The sequence below is a fragment of the Pseudonocardia alni genome, from assembly GCF_002813375.1.
GTDB classification, from domain to species: domain Bacteria; phylum Actinomycetota; class Actinomycetes; order Mycobacteriales; family Pseudonocardiaceae; genus Pseudonocardia; species Pseudonocardia alni.
On the sequence record NZ_PHUJ01000003.1, the window covers coordinates 3,035,345 to 3,053,758 of the forward strand.

The 18,414-nt window shown below is 73.9% G+C and carries 16 protein-coding genes and 1 pseudogene; 10 read left to right on the top strand and 7 right to left on the bottom strand.

What is annotated here, in order from left to right:
- The first annotated feature begins 116 nt into the window (after positions 1-116).
- Positions 117-791 (top strand): VC0807 family protein, encoded by a 675-nt coding sequence (locus ATL51_RS15020; RefSeq protein ID WP_100878945.1) that lies wholly within the window; start codon positions 117-119, stop codon positions 789-791.
- Positions 792-872: 81 nt separating this feature from the next.
- Here the strand turns inward: ATL51_RS15020 and ATL51_RS15025 are convergent, their stop codons facing one another.
- From ATL51_RS15025 to ATL51_RS15040, 4 genes are all read right to left on the bottom strand, one after another.
- Complete coding sequence (locus ATL51_RS15025) at positions 873-2,033, bottom strand: pyridoxal phosphate-dependent aminotransferase (RefSeq protein ID WP_100878946.1); 1,161 nt, start codon at positions 2,031-2,033, stop codon at positions 873-875.
- Positions 2,034-2,396: 363 nt separating this feature from the next.
- Positions 2,397-3,281 (bottom strand): MaoC/PaaZ C-terminal domain-containing protein, encoded by an 885-nt coding sequence (locus ATL51_RS15030; protein WP_100878947.1) that lies wholly within the window; start codon positions 3,279-3,281, stop codon positions 2,397-2,399.
- The gene (locus ATL51_RS15035) at positions 3,281-4,633 is read right to left on the bottom strand and encodes a 3-oxoacyl-ACP reductase (protein WP_100878948.1); all 1,353 of its coding nucleotides are present in this window, start codon (positions 4,631-4,633) and stop codon (positions 3,281-3,283) included. Before ATL51_RS15035 ends, ATL51_RS15030 begins: the two co-directional genes overlap by 1 nt.
- Positions 4,630-5,934: an acetyl-CoA C-acetyltransferase gene (locus ATL51_RS15040; protein WP_100878949.1), complete on the bottom strand. Its 1,305-nt coding sequence runs from the start codon at positions 5,932-5,934 to the stop codon at positions 4,630-4,632. Before ATL51_RS15040 ends, ATL51_RS15035 begins: the two co-directional genes overlap by 4 nt.
- Positions 5,935-6,069: 135 nt before the next feature.
- Here ATL51_RS15040 and ATL51_RS15045 point away from each other — a divergent pair, with 135 nt between their 5' ends.
- Together ATL51_RS15045 and ATL51_RS15050 are read left to right on the top strand one after the other, a co-directional pair.
- On the top strand, positions 6,070-6,789 hold the full coding sequence (locus ATL51_RS15045) for a TetR family transcriptional regulator (protein ID WP_100878950.1): 720 nt from the start codon (positions 6,070-6,072) through the stop codon (positions 6,787-6,789).
- The gene (locus ATL51_RS15050) at positions 6,786-8,771 is read left to right on the top strand and encodes an acyl-CoA dehydrogenase family protein (RefSeq protein WP_100878951.1); all 1,986 of its coding nucleotides are present in this window, start codon (positions 6,786-6,788) and stop codon (positions 8,769-8,771) included. The genes ATL51_RS15045 and ATL51_RS15050 overlap by 4 nt, the downstream gene beginning before the upstream one ends.
- Before the next feature lie 77 nt (positions 8,772-8,848).
- On the opposite strand, the gene ATL51_RS15055 is transcribed toward ATL51_RS15050, so the two are convergent.
- Complete coding sequence (locus ATL51_RS15055) at positions 8,849-9,034, bottom strand: hypothetical protein (protein WP_073576817.1); 186 nt, start codon at positions 9,032-9,034, stop codon at positions 8,849-8,851.
- Between the two features lie 199 nt (positions 9,035-9,233).
- Here ATL51_RS15055 and ATL51_RS15060 point away from each other — a divergent pair, with 199 nt between their 5' ends.
- From ATL51_RS15060 to ATL51_RS15080, 5 genes are all read left to right on the top strand, one after another.
- On the top strand, positions 9,234-9,704 hold the full coding sequence (locus tag ATL51_RS15060; protein ID WP_073576818.1) for an RrF2 family transcriptional regulator: 471 nt from the start codon (positions 9,234-9,236) through the stop codon (positions 9,702-9,704).
- A 53-nt stretch (positions 9,705-9,757) separates the two neighbouring features.
- The gene (locus ATL51_RS15065) at positions 9,758-10,240 is read left to right on the top strand and encodes a carboxymuconolactone decarboxylase family protein (protein ID WP_073576936.1); all 483 of its coding nucleotides are present in this window, start codon (positions 9,758-9,760) and stop codon (positions 10,238-10,240) included.
- A 126-nt stretch (positions 10,241-10,366) separates the two neighbouring features.
- Positions 10,367-12,688: an FdhF/YdeP family oxidoreductase gene (locus tag ATL51_RS15070; protein WP_301549035.1), complete on the top strand. Its 2,322-nt coding sequence runs from the start codon at positions 10,367-10,369 to the stop codon at positions 12,686-12,688.
- Between the two features lie 101 nt (positions 12,689-12,789).
- On the top strand, positions 12,790-14,025 hold the full coding sequence (locus ATL51_RS15075) for a multidrug effflux MFS transporter (protein ID WP_100878953.1): 1,236 nt from the start codon (positions 12,790-12,792) through the stop codon (positions 14,023-14,025).
- A gap of 49 nt (positions 14,026-14,074) precedes the next feature.
- Positions 14,075-15,931 (top strand): ABC transporter ATP-binding protein, encoded by a 1,857-nt coding sequence (locus ATL51_RS15080; RefSeq protein ID WP_100878954.1) that lies wholly within the window; start codon positions 14,075-14,077, stop codon positions 15,929-15,931.
- Here ATL51_RS15080 and ATL51_RS15085 read toward each other — a convergent pair.
- Both ATL51_RS15085 and ATL51_RS15090 read right to left on the bottom strand, forming a co-directional pair.
- A complete protein-coding gene (locus ATL51_RS15085) occupies positions 15,928-16,455 on the bottom strand; it encodes a bifunctional nuclease family protein (RefSeq protein WP_224401208.1) in 528 nt (175 codons plus the stop codon). The genes ATL51_RS15080 and ATL51_RS15085 overlap by 4 nt on opposite strands.
- A gap of 68 nt (positions 16,456-16,523) precedes the next feature.
- Positions 16,524-17,261, bottom strand: a complete 738-nt coding sequence (locus ATL51_RS15090) for an SDR family oxidoreductase (RefSeq protein ID WP_100878955.1) — start codon at positions 17,259-17,261, stop codon at positions 16,524-16,526.
- Positions 17,262-17,368: 107 nt separating this feature from the next.
- On the opposite strand from ATL51_RS15090, the pseudogene ATL51_RS29035 reads away from it, so the two are divergent.
- Together ATL51_RS29035 and ATL51_RS28235 are read left to right on the top strand one after the other, a co-directional pair.
- Positions 17,369-17,482, top strand: a pseudogene (locus ATL51_RS29035) (NAD-binding protein); the annotation flags it as partial.
- Positions 17,483-17,625: 143 nt separating this feature from the next.
- Positions 17,626-18,414, top strand: coding sequence for an FAD-dependent oxidoreductase (locus ATL51_RS28235; RefSeq protein WP_301549036.1), 789 nt, complete (start codon positions 17,626-17,628; stop codon positions 18,412-18,414).

The window sequence follows — 18,414 nt, forward strand, 5'->3', positions numbered from 1 at the left end:
GGGACCGGTGGGTGGAGAGCCGATCTCCACCCGGGGTCGGTCCCCGGGTGGATCCGGGAGGGGGTCCGCGCGCGGGACCGTCGTCGGGACCGACCCGCCGTACTCCGGAGGCACCGATGACCCCGACCACCACACCGACCGCCGCACCGTCGGCCACCGCCCCCGCGGGCCGCGGCGCCGTGCTGCGGCAGACCGTGGGCTCGTTGCTGGTGGACGCGGCGCTGCCCTACCTCGTCTACGTCGTGCTGACCGGGCAGGGCATGTCCGATGTCGCGGCGCTGGCCTGGTCCGCGCTGCCGCCCGCGCTGAACGTGCTGGTGCAGGCGGTGCGGCGCCGCAGGGTCAACCCGGTCGGGATGATCGTGCTGGTCACCATCGCGGCCGGTCTGGCGACGTCGCTGCTCAGCGGCGACGCCCGCTTCGCCGTGGCCCGCGACGCGATCCAGAGCGTCGCGTTCGGGCTGCTGCTCGCCGGGTCGCTGGTGGTCGGGCGCCGTCCGCTGGTGTTCCACGTGTGCCGGTTCTTCCGCAGTGCCCGGCGTCCCGACCTGCCGGAGCTGATGGAGCGCCAGTGGGCGGCCAATCCGGCGTTCCGGCGGACGCTGCGCTGCGCGACGGGCGTCGCCGCGTGCGTGATGGCGCTGGAGGCGGCGCTGCGGATCACTCTGGCCTACGCGCTGGCCCCGGTGGTGGCGCTGCCGATCCTGTCGGTGCAGTCGATCGTGGTGTGGGGGGCGCTGTCGGCGCTGCTGGTCGTCAGTGTCAAGCGGGCGGCGCGGGCGGGCCGGTGACCTCCAGCAGGTCCCGCAGCCGCCCCCGGTCGGCGCCGACGACGACCGACACCCGGCTCGCGCCCGGGCCCGGCACCGCGGTCACGCACGCAGCCCCGCGAGCCGCCCGGCCGCCTTCTCCAGCACGTCGTCGCGCTTGCAGAACGCGAACCGCACGAACGGCCGGTACGCCCGCGCCGCGTCGGGCGACGGGCAGAACACCGACACCGGGACGGCGGCGACCCCGCACAGCCCGGGCAGCTTCCACGCCAGGTCGACGCCGTCGTCGAACCCGAGGGGGCGCGGGTCGGCGACCACGAAGTACGTCCCGCGCGGGGTGAGCACGTCGAACCCGGCCGCCCGCAGCCCGGCGGACAGCAGGTCCCGCTTGCGGGCCAGGTCCGCGGTGAGGCCGGTGTAGAAGTCGTCGCCCAGGGCCAGCGCGTGCGCGACGGCGGGCTGCAGCGGGGCGCCGCCGTGGAAGGTGAGGAACTGTTTGACCGCCCGCGGCGCGGCGACGAGCTCCGGCGGGCCGTGCACCCAGCCGACCTTCCAGCCGGTCACCGAGAACGTCTTGCCCGCCGAGGAGATCGTGAGGGTGCGGTCGGCGAGTCCGGGCAGCGACGCCATCGGCACGTGCCGGGCGTCGTCGAAGACCATGTGCTCGTACACCTCGTCGGTGACGACGACGGCGTCGTGCGCGACGGCGAGCTCCCCGACCCGGGTCAGCTGGTCGCGGGTGAGCACGGCGCCGGTCGGGTTGTGCGGGGTGTTGACCAGCACCACCCGGGTGCGGTCGGAGAACGCGCCGGCCAGCGCGTCGTCGTCGAAGCCGAAGTCGGGCGGGAGCAGCGGCACGGTCCGCAGCGTGGCGCCGGCCAGCGCGACGGCGGCGGCGTAGGAGTCGTAGGCGGGCTCGAAGGCGACGACCTCGTCGCCGGGGCCGCAGAGCCCGAGCAGGGTCGCGGCGATCGCCTCGGTCGCCCCCGTGGTGACGACGACGTCGGCCGGGTCGACGTCGAGGCCGTACCAGCGGTGCTGGTGCGCGGCGACGGCCTCGCGCAGCGCGGGTACGCCCGGGCCGGGCGGGTACTGGTTCAGGCCGCGCTCGGTGATGTTGGCGGCGGCGTCGGCGAGCAGGGAGGCCGGACCGTCGGTGTCCGGGAAGCCCTGGCCGAGGTTGATCGCACCGGTCTCGACCGCGAGGCGGGAGATCTCGGTGAAGATCGTCGAGGTGAACGGGCGCATGCGCTCGACCAGCATGGGCCCGACACTATCCGGGTGGGCGGGTGGCGCAGCTCCTGATCGAGGGTCTGCGCGAACCCGTGCCGGTCCGCGGACGCCGGTGGGTTCCACCGCGCCGGGACGAGCTCCTCCGCCCGACCTAGTCGAGTCCGCGGACGATGTGGGACTCGTCGTCGTGCTGCTCGTCGGTCTCGATCGAGATGTCCTCGTTCATCGCATGGCCTCCTCACGGATGTCGGATGACGAATGATGGACACAGGGGAAGACGTCCGTCATCGGGACAACGTTGCTGTACCGGCCTGTGGACCGATCCAGAATCACCCGACCGGGTGAGCGGACCTGCCCACCCGGTCGGGATCGTTCCTCGTCCATGCGCCAGGTCTACCCGCCGATGCGGCCGACCAGGTGGAGCTTGTGCGCGTCCTTGACGCTGCGCAGGGCCAGTCCCCACGCGCCGCCTGCGGCCTGCTCGGTCACGAGCTCGGCCTTCGCCGGGAGCAGCACCGGCTTGCGGAAGACGACGTCGTAGGTGCAGGCGTCGGGGACCCGGCCCTCCAGCGCCGCGGCGGCGTGCGCCGCGGTCCACATGCCGTGCGCGATCGCCCGCGGGAAGCCCATCGCCCTCGCGGTGAGCGGGTGCAGGTGGATCGGGTTCACGTCACCGGAGACGGCCGCGTAGCGGCGCCCGATGTCGCCCGGGACCCGCCACAGCGCGTTCGCCGGACCGGTCGGGACCGGGGGCTCGGCGATGTCCTGGCCCGCCGCGCCCTCGGGCGCCTTCGCCCCGCGGGCCAGGTAGGTGCTTCGCCCGGACCAGACGGTCGCCCCACCCGCGGAGACCTCGCCGATCAGGTCCACCTGCGCACCCTTGGGGTGGCGGGTGAACCGCTCGGCCCACACCCGGACGTCGAGCGTCTCGGTCGGGGCGATCGCCCGGTGCACGGTGATCCGGTTGGCGATGTGCACCAGTCCGGGCAGCGGCAGCGGGAACGACCGGCCCGCCATCAGCACGACCTGCAGCGGGAAGGTGAGCATGTGCGGGTAGGTCACCGGCAGGGCGTTGCCGACCCGGAACCCGCAGACCCGGGCGTAGTCGGCGAGGTGCCCCTGCTCGACGGTGACGCCGCGGCGGACCAGCTCGGTCGCGGGGAGCGACCGGCCGGAGCCGCCGGGCAGCGCCGCCCGGGCGGCCGCGGAGGCGTAGTACTGCCCCAGCGACGGCGGGCCGGGCAGCTCGGTGACCTTCCGGTCCTCGGCCACGGTCATCAGGCCCCCAGCATCGACTGGCCGCAGACCCGCACGACCTGCCCGTTGAGCCCGCCGGACTCGGCGCGGCCGAACCAGCCGATGGCCTCGGCGACGTCGACCGGCAGCCCGCCCTGCTTGAGCGAGTTGATCCGGCGGCCGCCCTCGCGGGTGGCGAGCGGCATCGTCGCGGTCATGTCGGTCTCGATGAACCCGGGTGCGACGGCGTTGATCGTCGCGCCGCGCTCGGCGAACCGCGGGGCGAGCGCCCGGACCATCCCGATCACACCGGCCTTCGAGGCGGCGTAGTTGGTCTGGCCGCGGTTGCCCGCGATGCCCGACTGCGACGACACGCAGACCACGCGGCCGGCCTCGTGCAGCGGGGAGCCCTTCGCCAGCAGCGCCTCGTTGATCGTCAGCTGGGCGCCCAGGTTGACCCCGAGCACCGAGTCCCAGCGGTCGGAGGTCATGTTCGCGAGCAGCTTGTCGCGGGTGATACCCGCGTTGTGCACCACGATGTCGACGCCGTCGTGCCGGTCGGCGAGGTGCGAGAGCAGCCGGTCCGCCGCGTCCGACGCGGTGATGTCCAGCTGCAGCGCGGTGCCGCCGGTGCGGTTCGCGGTGCGGGCCAGGCCCTCCCCGGCCGCCGGGATGTCGACGGCGACGATCGTCGCGCCGTCGCGGGCCAGGGTGTCGGCGATGGCCGCGCCGATGCCCCGTGCCGCCCCGGTCACCACCGCGACGCGCCCGGCGAGCGGCTGCTCCTCGGCGCGCGGGTCGTCGACCTCGGCCGGCTCCCGCGGGTTCCCGACCGGGGCGGCGACGTGCGCGACCTGGCCGTCGACGTAGGCGGAGCGGGCCGACAGGAAGAACCGGACCGACGAGTCGATCGCCGCGGGGGTCACGTCGGAGGTCACCACGAGCAGGTTCGCCGTCGCGCCGAACCGCAGCTCCTTGCCGATCGAGCGGACCAGGCCGTCGAGCGACTGGGCGACGGCGGCCGCCTCGGCCCCGGACGCCTCGGCGGGCTCGGCGCCGATCAGCAGCACCCGGCCCGATGGCCCGAGCCGCTTCACCGCGGGGGTGAGGATCTGCTGGGCGGCGGCGAGGTCGGCCAGCGTCCGCGCTCCCGACAGGTCGACGACGACGCCGTGCAGCCGGTCCTCACCGACCGCCGTGAGCGCGGGGACCCCCTGCTCCTCGACGAAGGCGGTGACGGCCTTCGCGAAGCGCGACTCGCCGACCGACGCGACGAGCACGGGGCCGGCCAGCAGCGGGTCCCCGAGGCGGTGCCGGCGCAGCGTCGGCACCGTGGGCAGCCCCAGCTGCTTGGCGATGCCGGTGTTGGACAGGGTCGCGAGCAGGTCGCTCATGCCTTCTTCGCCTCCAGGATCGCGACGACGCCCTGGCCGCCCGCGGCGCAGATCGAGATCAGGCCGCGCTGGTCCTTCTTCTCCGTGTCGGCCTTCTCCCGCAGGAGCTTCGCCAGGGTGGCGACGATCCGCCCGCCGGTCGCGGCGAACGGGTGCCCCGCGGCGAGCGAGGAGCCCGCGACGTTGAGCTTCGCGTCGTCGACGGCGCCCAGCGGCGCGTCGAGGCCCAGGCGCTCCTTGCAGAAGCGCGGGTCCTCCCAGGCCTTGCGCTGCACGAGCACGACCGAGGCGAACGCCTCGTGGATCTCGTACAGGTCGAAGTCCTGCAGGGACAGACCGTTGCGCTCGAGCATCCGCGGGACGGCGAACACCGGCGCGGTGAGCAGCCCGTCCGGGCCGTGCACGTAGTCCACGGCCGAGGTCTCGGCGTCGACGACGTGGGCCAGCACCGGCAGCTTGTGCTCGGCGGCCCACTCGTCGGAGCCGAGCAGGACGAGCGCGGCGCCGTCGGTCAGCGGGGTCGAGTTGCCCGCCGTCATCGTGGCGTCCGGGCCCTTCCCGAAGACCGGCTTGAGCTTCGCGAGCTTCTCCACCGAGGAGTCCGCGCGCAGGTTGTTGTCGCGGGTCAGCTTCAGGTAGGGCGTGACGAGGTCGTCGAAGAAGCCGCGGTCGTAGGCGGCGGCCAGGTTGTGGTGGCTGCGCGCGGTCAGCTCGTCCTGCTCGGTGCGGCCGATGCCCCACTCCAGCGCGGTGCGCGCGGCGTGCTCGCCCATCGACAGGCCGGTGCGCGGCTCGGAGTTCTCCGGGATGTCCGGGACGATCTGGCCCGGCCGCAGCTGCCCGACCAGCTTGAGCCGGTCCACCGCCGTCCTCGCGGCGTTGAGCTTGACCAGCACGCGACGCAGGTCGTCGTTCAGCGCGATCGGCGCGTCGGACGCGGTGTCCACACCGCCGGCGACGCCGGACTCGATCTGGCCGAGCGCGATCTTGTTGGCGACGGCGATCGTCGCCTCCAGGCCGGTGCCGCAGGCCTGCTGCACGTCGTAGGCCGCGGTGGCGGGGTTCAGCCGGGAGCCGAGGACCGCCTCGCGGGTCAGGTTGAAGTCGCGGGAGTGCTTGAGCACGGCGCCGGCCACGACCTCACCCAGGCGCTCGCCGGCCAGCCCGAAGCGGGCCACCAGACCGTCGAGCGTCGTGGTGAGCATGTCGAGGTTCGAGGCGGAGGCGTAGGCACCGTTGGCCCGCGCGAACGGGATGCGGTTGCCGCCGATGACGGCGGCGCGCCGGGTGCTGGCTGGCATGGGGGTCGTCCTCCTGGATCGGGTCCCGCCCCACCCGATCGAGGTCGCCGCGCTGCGCGCGGACCCCGGCGGGCGGAGCATCGGTGCGTGGTCGTCGTTACCACGGGGTAGCCGGTACTCAAGGTACACGGTACTATGGGTTTCGTGAAGGTCGGACGGGACAGACGCGACAGCCGATGGGACGCCCACCGCGAGCAGCGGCGGGTGGCACTCGTCGGGTCCGCGATCGGGGCCATCCGCCGGCACGGCGCCGGCATCGGGATGGATGAGATCGCTGCGTCCGCCGGGACCAGCAAGACCGTGATCTACCGGCACTTCGGCGACCGGGCCGGCCTCTACACCGCGATCTGCGAGTCGGTGGCCGGCGTCCTGCTGGCCGAGGTCCGGCGGGCCACCGCCGAGGCCCTGTCCGACGCGGGCCGCGGGCCGCGGGCGGCCGTCGCGGCCGGCATCGACGCCTACCTCAGGCTGATCGAGATCGACCCGGAGCTGTACCGGTTCGTGGTACAGCGACCGCTGCTCACCCAGGGCACCACCCGGCGCGCCCCCACCGCCGACACCGGCCGTACCGGGACGAGCGACCCGGTCAACGACCTCGTGACCGTGATCGGCGACGAGGTGGCCGCGGTCATCGCCGGCAACCTCGGCACCGCGGCGGGGACCGGCACCGGCCCGCGGGCCGCGGCCCGCATCTGGGGCCACGCGATCGTCGGCCTCGTCCGGGGAGCGGCCGACGACTGGCTCGCCCGCCCCGACGGCACCCCCCGCGAGCGGATCGCCACCCATCTCACCGACCTGGCCTGGTCCGGACTGTCCGGCCTGGCATCGCACGTGCAGCAGGAGGTTCAGTCATGACCCGCAGCACCCTTCCGAGCCCCGACGCCGTCTCCGCCGAGGCGCTCCGCACCGTCGTCGACGGGCGCTGGGCCCGGGCCCGGCAGGAGACCCGCGAGCAGCTGGCGGCCAACGCCGAGATGCGCGCGGACCCCGACCTGACCTCGGCGCAGTACCGCGAGTGGATCACCGACTCGCTGAAGTTCCTGACGTCCTCGGGCCGTCCGCACACCGGGTTCGACCCGTCGGTCGGCGGGCAGGGCGACGTCGGCGGCGTCGTCGCCGCGTTCGCGATGCTCGCCTACGGCGACCTGTCGCTGCTGGTCAAGGCCGGTGTGCAGTGGGGCCTGTTCGGCGGTGCCGTGCAGGTGCTCGGTACCGAGCGCCACCACGAGCGGTACCTCCGCGCGATCATCGACGGCGAGCTGCTCGGCTGCTTCGCCATGACCGAGACCGGGCACGGCTCCGACGTCCAGCACCTGCACACCACCGCGACCTACGACCGCGAGGCGGGCGAGTTCGTCGTCCACACCCCGTACCCGCAGGCCCGCAAGGAGTACATCGGCAACGCCGCGCGGGACGGCCGGATGGCGGTCGTGTTCGCTCAGCTGATCACCGGCGACGAGAAGCCCGGCGTGCACGCCTTCCTCGTGCCGCTGCGCGACAGCGACGGCAAGGCCCTGCCCGGCGTGCAGATCGGCGACGACGGCCGCAAGGCCGGCCTCAACGGCGTCGACAACGGACGGCTGGCCTTCGACCACGTCCGCATCCCGCGGGAGAACCTGCTCAACCGCTTCGCCGACGTCGCCCCGGACGGGACGTACTCGTCGTCGATCGAGAACGAGACGGCGCGGTTCTTCTCCATGCTCGGCACGCTGGTCCGCGGCCGCATCTCGGTGGCGGGCGGTGCCGGCGCGGCGACCGAGAAGGCGCTCACCCTGGCCGTGCGCTTCGGCCAGCGCCGTCGCCAGTTCGCCAACCCGGCGACCGGCGAGGAGATCGCCGTTCTCGACTACCTCGCCCACCAGCAGAAGCTGCTGCCCGCGCTGGCGACGACGTTCGCCCTGCACTTCACCCAGGACGACCTGGTCCAGCGGATGCACGACATCCAGGCCCCGGGCGCCGGACCGGTCGGCGCACGCGAGCAGCGCACGCTGGAGCAGTCCGCCGCCGGGATCAAGGCGATCGCGACCTGGCACGCCACACACACCATCCAGACCTGCCGGGAGGCCTGCGGCGGCGCGGGCTACCTGGAGGAGAACCTGCTGCCCGCCCTCAAGGCGGACACCGACGTGTTCACCACGTTCGAGGGCGACAACACGGTCCTGCTCCAGCTGCTGGCCAAGGAGCTGCTGTCGGACTACGGCCGCACGATCAAGAAGGGCAACCCGCTCGAGATCGCGCCGCTGCTGGGCCGTCAGCTCGCCGGGGTACTGGCCGAGCGGACCGGGGCCGCGTCGCTCACCCGGCGGCTCCCGTTCCGCGGGATCGACCTGACCGACCGCACGCGCCGCCGGGAGCTGCTGGCCGTCCGTCGCGAGGACACCCTGGCCGCCGCGATCCGCAACCTTGCTCCGGCCATGCGCACGGGCAACGACGAGTTCGCCGTCTTCAACTCCGCCCAGGACCTGCTGCTCACCGCGGCCCGCGCGCACGTGGACACGCTGGTGGAGGCGTCGTTCGCGGACAAGCTCGTGACCGTCGACGACCCGGCGGTGCGCGCGCTGCTGGAGCGGGTCTACGACCTGCACGTGCTCACCGTGATCGACCGCGAGCGGGCCTGGTACCTGGAGACCGGCCGGCTCACCGCCGCCGAGTCCCGCTCGATCCGGCCGCTGGTCAACGCGCTGTGCGCCGAGCTGCGTCCGCACGCCCGGACCCTGGTCGACGGCTTCGGCGTCCCGGACGAGTGGCTGGCCTGCCCGATGCTCGACGACGAGGCGTGGGCCCCGGCTCCCGGCCGTCCGGCCGAGCCGCTCACCGACCAGGTCGAGACGGGCTGACCCGGACCACACGTCCCGGCCACGACGGACGGCCGGCCCCGGAGATCCGGGGCCGGCCGTTTGTCGTCGGGCGTGGGTCAGGCCTCGAAGCCCAGGGCGTCGACGACCGCGCCGATGGTCGACGACAGGTCGGCGACGGTGCCGTCGACGACCTCGGCGATCGGGGTGATCTCGGCGGCGTTGGCGGTACCGGTGAGACCCAGCATCACCAGCGGGGCGGCGACGGCCGCGGTGGCCAGACCGGCGATACGACGCTTGTCCATGGTGGTTCCTTCCTTCGGGGGAGCTTCCGTACGCCCCGAGGGTGGGAGACCGGAGCTTCCGATTTCCAGGTTCCGGCGGTACCTGTAACCGACGGCTTACATCGATGCGTGTGCCGTCACCTGTCGGACACAACGACGGAGACGGTGATCACCCGCAAAACCTGGACAACAAATATCCTGGATATGTAGTATCCAGATCATGCGGATGGGACAGGGCGTCGAGTGGGCGCTGCACTGCTGCCTGAACCTGGCCTGGGTCGGCGACGCCGTCCCCGGCGCCCGGCTCGCCGGGTTCTACGACCTCCCGCCCGCGTACCTCAACAAGCAGCTCCAGGCCCTGGTCCGGGCCGGGGTGTGCGAGTCCGTGCCCGGCCCGCGGGGCGGGTTCCGGCTCGCCCGGCCCGCGGACGAGGTGTCCCTGCTCGACGTCGTCGTCGCGGTCGAGGGACCGGAGGACGCGTTCCGCTGCACCTCGATCCTCGGCGCGGCGCCGGGCGGGGACCCGTCGCTCGACTACTCCGGCCACTGCGCGATCTCGCTGTCCATGCGCTCGGCCGAGCTCGCCTGGCGCCGCGAGCTGGCCGGCCGCTCGCTCGCCGAGGTCGCCGCGGACGTCGTCCGCACCGCCCCGGACGCGCCGCAGCACGTCCGGGCCGCGCTCGCACCGTGATCGCACCACCCACGACACCGTCCACGAACGCCACCGCCCCGAAGGGGACCGTCATGGAACCGCGCATCTCCCGGCCCTACCGCCACGTCCCGGACGGCTACCGCGCCCTGACGGCGCTGGAGGCCTCCACCCGCGACGACGCCGTCCTCCCCCGCACCGTGCAGGAGCTCGTACGACTGCGGGCGTCGCAGATCAACGGCTGCGGCTTCTGCGTGGACATGCACTCGCACGACGCACTGGACTCCGGCGAGGCCGTCGAGCGCCTGTTCTCCGTGGCCGCCTGGCGGGAGGCCCCGTGGTTCACCCGCCAGGAGCGGGCCGCGCTGGCCCTCACCGAGGAGGTGACCCGGCTGGCCGACCGACCCGATGCCGTCCCGGACGCGGTGTGGGACGAGGCCGCCGCGGTGTTCGACGAGCGGGCCCTGACCCTGCTGGTCACCACGGTCGCGACGATCAACGCCTGGAACCGGATCAGCGTCGCCACCCGGCAGATCGCGGGAAGCCACCGGCGCGCTGCGGCCGCGGGACGTCCGTGACCTTCCCCGCGCAACGGCGGACCGGCTGGGCACGACGTCGCACGCTGGGGCAACATCGTTCCCGTGCCCCGTACGCGTGGGTGATCTGCCCCGTTCTGCCGTCGTCGTGTTCCAGATGAGGTGCCCGTGTCCCCCACCCCGGTCAACAGCGCCCCGATCCACCCCCCGGTCGACACCGAGGAGTCCGATCTGCGCGTCTCGGAGCGGAAGACCTCCGCCGCCGGGGCGAAGGCTGTTGCGATCTCCATGAAGCGCTCCCTCGCCGAACAGGGCGTGGTGAAGACCGCCAAGAACCTGCTCACGATGAACCAGGTCGACGGCTTCGACTGCATGAGCTGTGCCTGGCCGGACCCGGCCCCGGGCGAGCGGCACACCGCCGAGTTCTGCGAGAACGGCGCGAAGGCCGTGTCCTGGGAGGGCGACCGCCGCCGGGTCACCCCGGAGTTCTTCGCCGAGCACTCCATCGCCGACCTGCGTGACCGCAGCGCGCACTGGCTGGAGAGCCAGGGCAGGCTGACCCACCCGATGGTCCGCCGGGCCGGCGGCACGCACTACGAGCCCATCTCGTGGGACGACGCGTTCGACCTGGTCGGGACCCACCTGCGCGCCCTGTCGAGCCCGGACGAGGCGCTGTTCTACACCTCCGGCCGGGCCTCGAACGAGGCCGCGTTCGTCTACCAGCTGTTCGCCCGCGCCTACGGCACGAACAACCTGCCCGACTGCTCCAACATGTGCCACGAGTCGACCTCGGTCGGCCTGGCCGAGGCGATCGGCGTCGGCAAGGGATCGGTCTCGCTGCAGGATCTGCACGACGCCGACCTGATCGTCATCTCCGGACAGAACCCGGGCACCAACCACCCGCGCATGCTGTCGGCGCTGGAGACGGCCAAGAAGAACGGCGCGCGGATCCTCGCGGTCAACCCGCTGCCCGAGGCCGGGCTGTTCAAGTTCGACAACCCGCAGACCCCGCGCGGCATGTCCGGCATCGGCACCCACCTGGCCGACGAGTTCCTGCAGATCCGCAGCAACGGCGACCTCGCGCTGTGGCAGGCGTTCGGGCACCTGCTGCTCGCCGCCGAGGACCGCGACCCGGGCAACGTGCTGGACCGCGACTTCATCGAGCGGCACACGAACGGCTTCGAGGCCTACGCCGCGCACGTGAAGGACCTGGACCGCGACGCCGTCGTCGCCGCGACCGGGCTCACCTGGGGCGAGATCGAGAAGGCCGCGGAGATGCTCGCGACCTCGAAGCGGATCGTGAACTGCTGGGCGATGGGCATCACCCAGCACCGCAACGCCGTGGCCACCATCAAGGAGATGGTGAACGTCGCCCTGCTCCAGGGCATGATCGGCAAGCCGGGCGCGGGCCTGTGCCCGGTCCGTGGCCACTCGAACGTGCAGGGCGACCGCACGATGGGCATCTGGGAGCGGGTCGCGGACAGCTTCCTCGACGCGATCCGCGACGAGTTCGGCTTCGAGCCGCCCCGCGAGCACGGCCACGACTCGGTCGCGGCCGTGCAGGCGATGGCCGACGGGCGGGCGAGCGTGTTCGTCGGCCTGGGCGGCAACTTCTCCCAGGCGATGTCAGACACCGGCGTCACCGAGCCGGCGCTGGAGCGCTGCGCGCTGACCGTCCAGATCTCGACCAAGCTGAACCGGTCGCACGTCGTCGCCGGGACCGACGCGCTGATCCTGCCCGCGCTGGGCCGCACCGAGAAGGACCTGACCGGCGGCCGGGCCCAGCGGGTCACCGTCGAGGACTCGATGTCGGCGGTGCACGCCTCGCACGGCCGCTCCGAGCCGGCCGGTGAGCTGCTGCGTTCCGAGGTCGACATCCTGTGCGGGATCGCGCGGGCCACCCTCGGCGCGGACCACCTCGTCCCGTGGGCCGAGTTCGCGGCCGACTACGACCGCATCCGCGACCGGATCGGCCGGGTCGTCCCGGGCTGTGAGGCCTACACCGAGAAGGTCGCCCGCTCCGGCGGGTTCACCCTCGCCCACCCGCCGCGGGACAGCCGCACCTTCCCGACGGCGTCGGGCAAGGCGGAGTTCACCGTCAGCCCACTGGAGGTGCTGACGCTCCCCGAGGGGCGCCTGGTCCTGCAGAGCCTGCGCAGCCACGACCAGTTCAACACCACGATCTACGGCCTGGACGACCGCTACCGCGGCATCCACTCCGGCCGCCGGGTCGTGTTCATCTCCGACGCCGACCTGCGTGAGCTGGGCTTCGCCGACGGTGACCGGGTGAATCTGGTCAGCGAGTGGACCGACGGCAGCGAGCGGCGCGCGGACGACTTCCGGCTGGTGTCGTACTCGACGCCGAAGGGCTGCGTCGCCGCGTACTACCCGGAGACGAACCCGCTGATCCCGCTCGAGTCGTACGCGGACGGCTCGCGCTGCCCGACCTCGAAGTGGGTGCAGGTCCGGCTGGAGCCCGCCACCCGGTGATCGACGTGTGAGCGCGCTCACCCGTCCGGTGATGTCCGGACGGAATCGGCGTCACCCCTCGTGAGGTTGCACCGTTCGGCCACACGAGGGGGGACGTCCGAGTGACCACCACTGCAGTCACCGCGCCGAGCCGGTTACGGATCGCGCTGATCCTGGGCGCGTTGATCGCGCTCGGTCCACTGACGATCGACACCTACCTGCCCGCGCTGCCGGACGTCGGGCGCGACCTCGTCGCGTCCGAGCCGGTCGTGCAGCTGACGCTGACCGGCACACTCGCCGGTCTCGCGCTCGGCCAGCTGGTGATCGGCCCGCTGTCCGACGCCTACGGCCGTCGCAGGCTCCTGCTCGCCGGCACCGCCGTGCACGTGCTGGCCTCCGCGCTGGTCGCCCTCGCCCCGAGCATCGAGGTGCTGGCGGTGCTGCGGGTGCTGCAGGGTGTCGGCGCCTCGGCGGGCGCGGTGATCGGCCTCGCCGTGGTGCGCGACCTGTTCACCGGCCGGGCCGCGGCGACCATGCTCTCGCGGCTGATCCTGGTGATGGGCGCCTTCCCGGTGCTCGCCCCGACCCTCGGCGCCGCCCTGCTCAACTGGGTCTCCTGGCGCGGGGTCTTCCTGTTCCTGGCCGGCTACGGCCTGGTCATGCTGGCCGTGGTCACCTCGGGGCTGCCCGAGACCCTCCCCGTCTCCCGGCGCCGGTCGGCCCGGTTCGGCCCCACCCTGCGGACCTATGGCGGGCTGCTGCGCGACCGGACCTTCGTCGGGCTGGTGCTCGTCGCCGGGCTCGCGATGGGCGCGCTGTTCAGCTACGTCTCCGGCGCCGCGTACGTCTACCAGCAGCAGTTCGGGATGGACCAGCAGACGTTCGGCATCGCCTTCGGAGCCGGCGCGATCTGGCTGGTCGTCGGCACCCAGCTCAACCCGGTGGTGCTGCGCCGCTTCGAGCCCCGCCAGGTGATGTCGACCGCCGTCGCCGCCGGGGTGCTCGTCGGGCTCGTGCTGGCCGTGCTCACCGTGACCGGCACCGGCGGCCTGCCCGCCGTGCTCGCCGGGGTGTGGGCACTGCTGCTGGCCTGTGGCTTCGTCCTTCCGAACGCGCCCGCGCTGGCCCTGGCCCGGCACGGCGAGTCCGCCGGGACGGCGTCGGCACTGCTGGGGTCGCTGCAGTTCGGGATCGGCGCCGCGACCTCGCCCGTGGTCGGACTGCTCGGCAACGACGCGGCCGCGATGGGCACCGCCATGTTCGGCGCGATCGCGCTCGCCGGGATCGCGCTGGTCGCCGTCGCACGGCCGTGGACGCTGCCGGACCTGAACGAGGAGCCCGAGCTCGCGGCCGCGTGAGGGCTCGCATTTGACCTGAAGTCAGCTTCACGTCATAGCGTCGGGAACCATGGACGCGAGCACCTGGACGGCCCTGCGCAACGCGAGCACCGAGCCCGGCAGGCGCACCCGCCCGGCCGGGGAGACGGCCCACCGGATCCTGGACTTCGCCCGGCCGCACCGGCGGCGGATCGCGGCGTTCCTCGCCGTGAGCACCGTCGCCGCCGTGCTGACGGTGGCGGTGCCGCTGCTGGCCGGGCGGGCCACCGACGCGGTGACCCGCGGCGAGCGGCTCTCGGTGCTCGCGCTGCTGGCCGGGCTGATGGCGGCCGTCGCGCTGGTCGAGGCGGCGCTGTCGATGCTGACCCGCTGGTACTCGGCGAACCTCGGCGAGAGCCTGATCCACCAGCTCCGGACCACCGTGTTCGACCACGTGCAGCGGATGCCGGTCGCGTTCTTCACCCGCACCCGCACCGGCGCCCTGGTGTCGCGGCTGAACTCCGACGTGCTCGGGGCGCAGCGGGCGTTCTCCGACACCCTCGCCGGAGTGGTGTCCAACGTCGTCGTCCTGGTGCTGACCCTCGCCGCCATGCTGGTGATCTCCTGGCCGGTGACCCTGCTGGTGACGCTGCTGCTGCCGGCGTTCCTGGTCCCGGCCCGGCTGATGGGGCGGCGGCTCGCCGCACTGGAACGGGCGGCCGCGGACCACAACGCGGCGATGAGCACCCGGATGACCGAACGGTTCTCCGCGCCCGGCGCCACCCTGATCACGCTGTTCGGTCGCCCGGAGCGCGAGTCCGCGGAGTTCGCCGAGCGGGCCGACCGGGTCCGCGCGATCGGGGTGCGATCGGCGATGCTGCAGTGGACGTTCGTGACGGCGCTGACGCTCGCGTCGTCGCTGGCCGTCGCCGTCGTCTACGGGGTCGGGGGCGGCTTCGCGCTGGCCGGGGCGCTGTCGGCGGGGAACGTCGTGGCGCTCGCGCTGCTGCTGACCCGGCTCTACCAGCCGCTGACCGCGCTGGCCGGCGCCCGGATGGAGATCATGACGGTGCTGGTCAGCTTCGAGCGGGTGCTCGAGGTCCTCGACCTGGAGCCGATGATCACCGACGCCCCGGGGGCGCGCCCGGTGCCCGACGGGCCGGTCGGCGTCGAGTTCGACCGGGTGTCGTTCGCCTACCCGACCGCCGAGCAGGTGTCGCTGGCGTCGCTGGAGGAGGTGGCGACGCTCGACACCCGCGGCGGGGAGCAGGTGCTGCACGAGGTGTCGTTCAGCGCCCCGCCCGGCGCCGTGGTGGCGGTCGTCGGGTCGTCGGGGGCCGGGAAGTCCACGGTCGCCCAGCTGCTCGCCCGGCTCTACGACGTCGGCGACGGCGCGGTCCGGATCGGCGGGGTGGACGTGCGCGAGCTGACGACCGCCTCGGTGCACCGCGCGGTCGGGTTCGTGACCCAGGACGGGCACCTGCTGCACGACACGGTGGCGGCGAATCTGCGGATCGGGGCACCGGAGGCCACGGACGCCGAGCTGTGGGCGGCGCTGCGCCGGGCCCGGCTCGACGGCCTGGTGGCGGCCCTGCCGGACGGGCTCGCGACCGTCGTCGGGGAGCGGGGGTACCGGCTGTCCGGCGGGGAGCGCCAGCGGATGACGATCGCGCGGGTGCTGCTGGCCCGGCCGCGGATCGTGGTCCTGGACGAGGCCACGGCCAGCCTGGACACCACCTCGGAGGCCGCGGTGCAGGCGGCGCTGGCCGAGGCGCTGGACGGGCGGACCGCACTCGTCATCGCACACCGGCTGTCCACCGTCCGCCACGCCGACGAGATCCTCGTGCTCGAACAGGGCCGGATCGTCGAGCGCGGGGACCACACCGGGCTGCTGGCCCGGGGCGGGCGCTACGCCGAGCTGTGGGCCGGGGCGCCGGCCGCGGCCTAGCGGAAGTCCTCCGGCGACACCTCGTCGATGAACTCGCGGAACTCCTGCATCTGCTGCTCCGGCGGGACGTCCGCCGGGCCGGCGGTGGCCGCGCGGGCCTGCGCGGCGGCGCCGGTGGTGTCGTCGCCGTCGGGGGGCAGGACGTCGTCGACGGCCTGGCCGACCTCGTCGAGCACGTGCTCGGCCATCCCGATCGGCAACCCCTCCCGGACGGCCAGCGACAACGCGTCCGACGGGCGCACGGCCAGCCGGGTGCCGCCGTCGAAGACCAGCTCGGCGGTGTAGACACCGTCGACGAGGTCGGAGATCTCGACCTGCTCCAGGGTGCGGCCCAGCGCCTCCACGACCGGGAGCAGCACGTCCTGGGTGAGCGGGGTGCCCTCGTCGTCGCGCGGGCCCACGGCGATGACCTCGGCCTGCGGCGGCCGCAGGAACACCGGCACGCAGCGGTCGCCGTCGGCCTCGCCGAGCAGCAGCACCGGCTGGCGTGACCGGGCATGCACGATCAGGCGAAGGACGTGCATCCTCCGAGTCATTCGCACAGTGTCCCCCGCGACGGCAGGTGACGGAAGTCTCAGAAAGAGACGCCCCCTCAGCCCCGGGCGAGCCAGGGCATCGTCGTCGCCGCGACGGTCAGGAACTGCACGTTCGCCTCCGGCGGCAGCCCGGCCATGTAGACGACGGCGTCGGCGACGTGCCGGACGTCGAAGGTGGCCTCCGGACGCACCGAACCGTCGGCCTGCCTCGCGCCGGTCGCGATGCCCGCGGTCATCTCGGTGGCGGCGTTGCCGATGTCGATCTGACCGCAGGCGATGCCGAACCCGCGGCCGTCGAGCGAGAGCGACTTGGTCAGCCCGGTGATCGCGTGCTTGGTGGCGGTGTAGGGCGCGCTGCCCGGCCGGGGGACGTGCGCGGAGATCGAGCCGTTGTTGATGATCCGCCCGCCCTGCGGGTCCTGGTGGCGCATCGCCGCGAACGCGGCGCGGGCGCAGAGGAACGAGCCGGTGAGGTTGACCGCGACGGCCGCGTCCCAGTCCTCGACGGAGATCTCGTCGACGGTGCCGCCCGCGCCGAACGTGCCGGCGTTGTTGACCAGCAGGTCGACCCGGGCCCAGCGCTCGTGCACCGCGGCGAACAGGGCGTCGACCGACCTGGGATCGGTGACGTCGGTGGGGACGGTGAGCGTCCCGTCGCGTCCCGCCGCGGCCCTGGTCAGGGGCTCGCGCCGGCGCCCGGCCAGTGCGACCCGCCAGCCGGCGTCGAGCAGGCCGCGGGTCACCGCCTCGCCGATGCCCGACCCGGCCCCGGTCACCACCGCCACACCGCTCATGGGCCCACCCTGCCACGCGCCGTCCGTGACCCCGGACACAGATCGTCACGCGCCTGGCCCCGTGCGGTGTCGGTATCCCGACAGCGCACACACGGGAGGAGAGCGACATGGACGCGACGGTGCTGGTGGTCGGAGCGGGGTACGCGGGGGTCGCGGCGGCGAACCGCATCGCGGCAGGCGGGGCGGCGGTCACGGTCGTCGACCCGCGGGAGGAGTTCGTCGAGCGGGTGCGGCTGCACCGGCTCGCCGCGGGCACCGGGGCGGCGACGGTCCCGCTGCGCGAGGTCCTGCACCGGCGGGTCCGCACCCGCGCGGCGCGGGTCACCGGATCGGGGACGGCACGGCGACCCTCGACGACGGCGACGTGCTGCGGTTCGATCGGCTCGTGTACGCGGTCGGCAGCGGGGCGGGGACGGCCCCGGACGGCGCGCTGCGGGTGGACACCCTGGAGAGCGCCCGCCGGGTGCACGACGCCGCCGCGGCCCTGCCCGACGGGGCGGTCGTCGCCGCCGTCGGGGCGGGGCTGACCGGGCTGGAGACGGCCACCGAGCTCGCCGCCGCCCGGCCCGGCCTGCGCGTGCGGCTGCTGTCGGCGGGCCCGGTCGCCGCGGAGCTGCCCGCCCGCAGCCGGGACCGGGTCCGCGCCCGGCTGGCGTCGCTGGGGGTGGAGGTCGGCGAGGGCGTCACGGTGACCGACCCGGCGACGCTCGGCGCCGGCCTGGTCGTGTGGACCACGACGCCCGCGGTCCCGGGGCTGGCCCGGGACTCCGGCCTGCCCGTCGACGACGACGGCCGCCTGCGCACCGACGCCACGCTCACCTGCACCGGCGACGCCCGGATCGTCGGCGCGGGCGACGCCGTCGCCGCCCCACCGGAGGTCGGGCTGGTCCGCGCGAGCTGCCAGGCCGCCCTCCCGCTCGGGGTCGCCGCGGCGCGCACCGTGCTCGCGGGCCTGCGCGGACGCCCCGCACCGGCGGCCTCGGTGTCCTACGCCGCGCAGTGCCTGGCGCTCGGGCCGGACGCCGCGCTGATCCAGCTCGTGGACCGCCACGACGTGCCCCGGCCGGTCGCGCTCGGCGGCGGCGCGGCGGCCGTGGTGAAGGAGCAGGTGTGCCGCTACGCGCTGCGCCGGGCCCGGGGGCGGGTGGCCTGA

Bases quoted from the DNA above. Each gene is read 5' to 3' on its own strand.
- ATL51_RS15025 (WP_100878946.1), bottom strand. From the start codon at position 2,033: ATGCTGGTCGAGCGCATGCGCCCGTTCACCTCGACGATCTTCACCGAG.
- ATL51_RS15090 (WP_100878955.1), bottom strand. From the start codon at position 17,261: ATGAGCGGTGTGGCGGTGGTGACCGGGGCCGGGTCGGGCATCGGCGAG.
- ATL51_RS15085 (WP_224401208.1), bottom strand. From the start codon at position 16,455: ATGCACGTCCTTCGCCTGATCGTGCATGCCCGGTCACGCCAGCCGGTG.
- ATL51_RS15050 (WP_100878951.1), top strand. From the start codon at position 6,786: ATGACCCGCAGCACCCTTCCGAGCCCCGACGCCGTCTCCGCCGAGGCG.
- ATL51_RS15055 (WP_073576817.1), bottom strand. From the start codon at position 9,034: ATGGACAAGCGTCGTATCGCCGGTCTGGCCACCGCGGCCGTCGCCGCC.
- ATL51_RS15080 (WP_100878954.1), top strand. From the start codon at position 14,075: ATGGACGCGAGCACCTGGACGGCCCTGCGCAACGCGAGCACCGAGCCC.
- ATL51_RS15040 (WP_100878949.1), bottom strand. From the start codon at position 5,934: ATGCCAGCCAGCACCCGGCGCGCCGCCGTCATCGGCGGCAACCGCATC.
- ATL51_RS15020 (WP_100878945.1), top strand. From the start codon at position 117: ATGACCCCGACCACCACACCGACCGCCGCACCGTCGGCCACCGCCCCC.
- ATL51_RS15060 (WP_073576818.1), top strand. From the start codon at position 9,234: ATGCGGATGGGACAGGGCGTCGAGTGGGCGCTGCACTGCTGCCTGAAC.
- ATL51_RS15065 (WP_073576936.1), top strand. From the start codon at position 9,758: ATGGAACCGCGCATCTCCCGGCCCTACCGCCACGTCCCGGACGGCTAC.
- ATL51_RS15035 (WP_100878948.1), bottom strand. From the start codon at position 4,633: ATGAGCGACCTGCTCGCGACCCTGTCCAACACCGGCATCGCCAAGCAG.
- ATL51_RS15045 (WP_100878950.1), top strand. From the start codon at position 6,070: ATGGGTTTCGTGAAGGTCGGACGGGACAGACGCGACAGCCGATGGGAC.
- ATL51_RS15030 (WP_100878947.1), bottom strand. From the start codon at position 3,281: ATGACCGTGGCCGAGGACCGGAAGGTCACCGAGCTGCCCGGCCCGCCG.